This window comes from uncultured Rothia sp. (genome assembly GCF_937976295.1).
Taxonomy (GTDB): domain Bacteria; phylum Actinomycetota; class Actinomycetes; order Actinomycetales; family Micrococcaceae; genus Rothia.
Map to the genome: position 1 here is coordinate 1 of NZ_CALJRY010000055.1, position 4,323 is coordinate 4,323.

Here is a 4,323-nt window from a genome sequence, read left to right on the forward strand (position 1 = left end):
ATGCACTTCATGAACGTTCCGCTGGGTGCTGAGAATATGCTCCTGCCGGTGAGCATGATTTTCTACTGCTTCCTGGGCTGTATGGTTCTGGCGGCGCTGAGCTCCCTGTTCGGCCTGGCGAAGGTCAGCATCAGCCCGCTGGGTGTGCGTACCCGCGCGAAGGCTGGATCGGCCGGTTACATTGCTCTGGGTATCGGTGTTGTTCTGGTCATTGCCGTGATGATTCTGGCGTCGACCTCCACGGGCTTCAGCATGTTCTCCCCCTTCCAGAGCGGCGGTGCCGATAGCGCCATCAAGAACCTAGCAATTTTCATTGCTCTGCCGGGTCTGCTGATGATGGTTGCCATCGACCTGATCGGTACCTTCCTCGTGTGGGCGTACGCAAAGATTCGTGTGCGTATGACCCAGAAGGCGTCGGTTCTGCTGGGTTACCGTGCGGTGCTGGAATCTCCGCGCGGGGCGTGGCGCCAGGTTTCGGGTGTGGCGCTGTCGACCTTCTTGGTGACCTTCTTCGGCCCCATCCTGATTCTGGCGGGTGAGATGAGCAACGACGCAAAGGAAGCCGGTCCCGCCGCCGGCCCCTTCATGACCATCATGTCGGACATGTTCCAGGGCATGCTGCTCATGCTGTTCTTCTCGTACCTGCTGGTCACCCTCTCCGCGGTGTTGAACCAGAGCGCCGCCATTTACGAGCGCGGTTCCCTGTACTCTTCGCTGAATATGATGGGTACCCCCACGAGGCTGCTGCAGGCTTCGCGCCTGACTGTGGTCTTCGGTCCGCTGGTGCTCATCAGCGTGATCTCTGCTCTGCTGGGCCTGCCGCTGACGGCTTTGATTGCGGCGCAGGGTCTTCCCGGTGAGGTTCTGGCGAAGATGTTCGGTCTGACCTTCGGCGCTATTGCCCTGGGTCTGGCGCTGGTCTACGCAGGCCTGCTGGCGACCATTCCGTTTATGCGTCAGGTGACCCATAAGCCGGTATCCGCTCTCTAAGCTGTTTTAGCTTCTGCCCTCCCGTTGCTTTCCTTGTGGATGCGGCGGGAGGGTTTCTTTATGCCTGCTGACGTATTGCGTGCTTTTGTGCCTTCACCGGGTGCGCGCCCTGCATGTTTTCTCACGCACCGGGCCACCGCTTCCATAGCCTCGAGCCCTGTGAGAGACTGACATTATGTTTGAACACACCGTACCCTCCGATTGGTTCCCCCGCTGCGCAATCTTCGACTGCGACGGCATCCTCCTCGACTCTGAAACCGTCTGGAACGATGTGCAGCGTGAGCTTTTCACCCGCTGGTCTGTTCCCTTCACCGAAGAGGTGGAGCACCGCCTCACCGGCCTGGCGGCAGCAGACGTCGCGCAGGAGCTTGCCCTGCTCTCCTACGAGGCGCAGAACGGTCAGAAGCCGGACACCGCCTCCGCAGAGTACGCCGCGCACCATGCACGCGTGATGAAGGACCTGCTCACCACCGAGCACGAGGTCATCAGCTCCGGCGTGGAGCTGATTGAGGGCGCACAACAGTTCCTGGGCTTCCTGAGCGAGCACATGCCGGTGGCGGTGGCGTCGAACTCCACCGCGAACATTCTGACCCTGAAGATGGAAAGCTACGGTTACGCCCCGCTGGTGCGCACCTGGGTCAGCAGCAACGACGTTCCCACCGGCAAGCCCGCCCCGGACATGTACCTGGAGGCGGCACGTCGCCTCGGCTTTGAGGGCCACGAAGCGCTGGCGTTCGAGGACTCCCCCGCGGGCGCGCAGGCAGCACGGGAGGCCGGTACGAAGGTCATGATTTACGTTCCGGAAGGCACCGACCCGGCAAAGGCACCGGCAGGTTTTGGGCGCTTCGACTCGTTCAAGGACCCGCAGCTTTGGGAGGCGGCACGCACCTGGATCGCCAAGCTTGAGGCAGCTCAATAGTCTGAGGCAGCGCAGAACTAAGCACGTACCGCAGACGCCTCACCGCGCCACCGCCTCACCTGATAGGCAGCATCAAGAAAGACCCCCGGCCCGCTCCTCAAGGAGCAGACCGGGGGTCTTCTATGCTTTATCAGCGGTGCCTACAGGCGCATGAGCTTAGCGGCGCATAACCTTCTTCGCCAGGAAGTTGCCGAGGAACTGAACCAGCTGAACCAGGACGATAATAATCGCCACAACAGCCCAGGTGATCTCATCGTTAAAGCGCTGGTAGCCATCCACGATCGCGATCTTACCCAGACCGCCAGCACCCACGTAACCGGCCATAGCGGACATATCCACCACGCCGATGATGAGGAAGGTGTAACCCAGGATCAGCGGGCCAAGCGCCTCCGGAATCATCACGGTGAACAGAATGGTCATCTTCGAAGCGCCCATCGCGCGAGCTGCCTCAATCACGCCCGGATCAATGGAGACCATGTTCTGCTCCACGATACGGGCAATAGCGAATGCTGCACCGAAGCTCATCGCGAAGACCGCCGCGTTCACACCCAGGCGGGTACCCACCACAGCACTAGTCAGCGGGCCCAGAGCCGCAATCAAAATGATGAACGGAATCGGGCGAATCACGTTCACCAGAATGTTCAGGAAGGTGTACACAAAGCGGTTCTGGAAGATATTACCTGCACGGGTGGTGTACAGCAGCGCACCAATAATCAGGCCAACCAGACCAGCACAGAGCATCGTAACAGACACCATGTAGAAGGTGTCGCCGATAGCCGGAATCAGCTTCTCGGGCAGGAACTCAGCCCAGTCCGTCTTCGAGGCAGCCAGCGGAAGAGTAGTAGCAAACATTTAGCGCACCTCCTGCACGCGGGCAACGGTCTTCAATTCAGCAACAGCGGCATCAATGCTGGTGATTTCGCCGATGAGCTCCAGGGTGAGGGTACCGTAGGCTTTACCCTGCAGGGTCTCAATACCGCCGCCCACAATGTTGAAGCGGACGTTACGGGCACCCAGGTAAGACAGCACCTTACCGAGCTCCTGGTTACCCTCCACGATCTCAACGTTGATGAGGTAACCCTCGTGGTTTGCGCGCAGCTCAGCCGCTTCCTTGCCGGTGGGGGCAAGCTTCACGGTGGTTGCCACGAAGAGCTTTGCCACGTCGGTCTGCGGGTTGGAGAAGACGTCGTACACGTTGCCCTGCTCCACCACACGGCCGGATTCCATGACTGCCACACGGTCAGCGATGCTAGAGACCACGTCCATCTCGTGGGTAATAACCACGACGGTCACACCCAGTTCACGGTTGACCTTCTTCAGCAGTGCAAGCACTTCGTGGGTAGTTTCCGGGTCCAGCGCGCTGGTCGACTCATCAGCCAGCAGCAGAGGCGGGTTAGTTGCGAGCGCACGAGCAATGCCCACACGCTGCTTCTGACCGCCCGAAAGCTGGTTCGGGTAGTGACCTGCACGGTCGGCAAGACCCACGAACTCGAGCATTTCCATGGCGCGGGCACGGCGGTCCTTCTTAGCCCAGCCGGCAATCTTCAGCGGGAACTCAACGTTACCGAGCACGGTGCGGGAGTTCATCAGGTTGAACTGCTGGAAGATCATGCCGATGTTGGTGCGTGCTTCGCGCAGTTCGGAGTCGCGCTTACCGGAAATCTCGAAGCCACCGACGGTCAGGGTGCCGCTGGTGGTGGTTTCCAGGCCGTTAATGAGGCGGACGAGGGTGGACTTACCGGCGCCGGAGTAGCCAATAATTGCAAAAATTTCACCGCGGTTAATGGTGAGGGAGACGTTGTCCACAGCAGTTACTGCCTTGGGGCCGGTGCCGAAGACCTTGGAGACTCCGTCCAGAACCACCATGGGCTCGGTGCTGTCACCGAAGCTCTGTACCAGTTCACTCATAAATTTGTATCCGTTATATGTCGTGGTTGGGGCGTTAAAGGGCCTTAACGCCGGTACGCAAAGGACGGTAAGCCTTTCGTGACCCGCATCGGGTGCTTAGACTTACCGCCTTTGCGTATGCCTAGAGGAGGCGTGTATTCAGAAGATTACTTCTGGGCGCGCAGCTTGGCTTCTTCGTTAGCCAGGGACTGACGCAGTTCGTCGGTGCTTACGTTGACCTCAACAGCGGTGCCGCGGGTCTCTTCCTGGACAACCTTCATGACGGGCTCAGAGTGGAAGATTTCAACAATCTTCTTGTAGGTCTCGTCGTCAGCCTTGTCCCTCTGAGCAACGAACAGGTTCACGTACTTGATAGCGGAGGGGTCGGTCTTGGGGTCGTCCTGAGCCAGAGCATCTGCGGGCTTCAGGCCTGCATCCTTGAGGAAGTCGTTATTGACAACAGCACCGTCAGCGGACTCCATGCCGACCACGGTCTGGGTTGCGTCAACGGGGGTGACCTTCACCTT

At 59.5% G+C, this 4,323-nt stretch carries 5 protein-coding genes; 2 read left to right on the forward strand and 3 right to left on the reverse strand.

The window, feature by feature from the left end; all coding sequences use genetic code 11:
* Both Q0216_RS01505 and Q0216_RS01510 read left to right on the forward strand, forming a co-directional pair.
* Positions 1-990 (forward strand): ABC transporter permease (locus Q0216_RS01505; RefSeq protein ID WP_298592376.1); only part of this gene is annotated, 990 nt, incomplete at its 5' end.
* 175 nt (positions 991-1,165) lie between these two features.
* A complete protein-coding gene (locus Q0216_RS01510) occupies positions 1,166-1,909 on the forward strand; it encodes an HAD family phosphatase (RefSeq protein ID WP_298592378.1) in 744 nt (247 codons plus the stop codon).
* A gap of 156 nt (positions 1,910-2,065) precedes the next feature.
* Here the strand turns inward: Q0216_RS01510 and Q0216_RS01515 are convergent, their stop codons facing one another.
* The 3 genes from Q0216_RS01515 to Q0216_RS01525 all read right to left on the reverse strand — a co-directional run.
* Entirely contained in the window at positions 2,066-2,761 is a 696-nt protein-coding gene (locus Q0216_RS01515) for a methionine ABC transporter permease (RefSeq protein WP_298592379.1), read from the reverse strand.
* The gene (locus Q0216_RS01520; protein WP_298592381.1) at positions 2,762-3,817 is read right to left on the reverse strand and encodes a methionine ABC transporter ATP-binding protein; all 1,056 of its coding nucleotides are present in this window, start codon (positions 3,815-3,817) and stop codon (positions 2,762-2,764) included.
* A gap of 146 nt (positions 3,818-3,963) precedes the next feature.
* Positions 3,964-4,323: MetQ/NlpA family ABC transporter substrate-binding protein (locus Q0216_RS01525; protein WP_298592383.1), on the reverse strand; the 360-nt coding region annotated here is incomplete at its 5' end.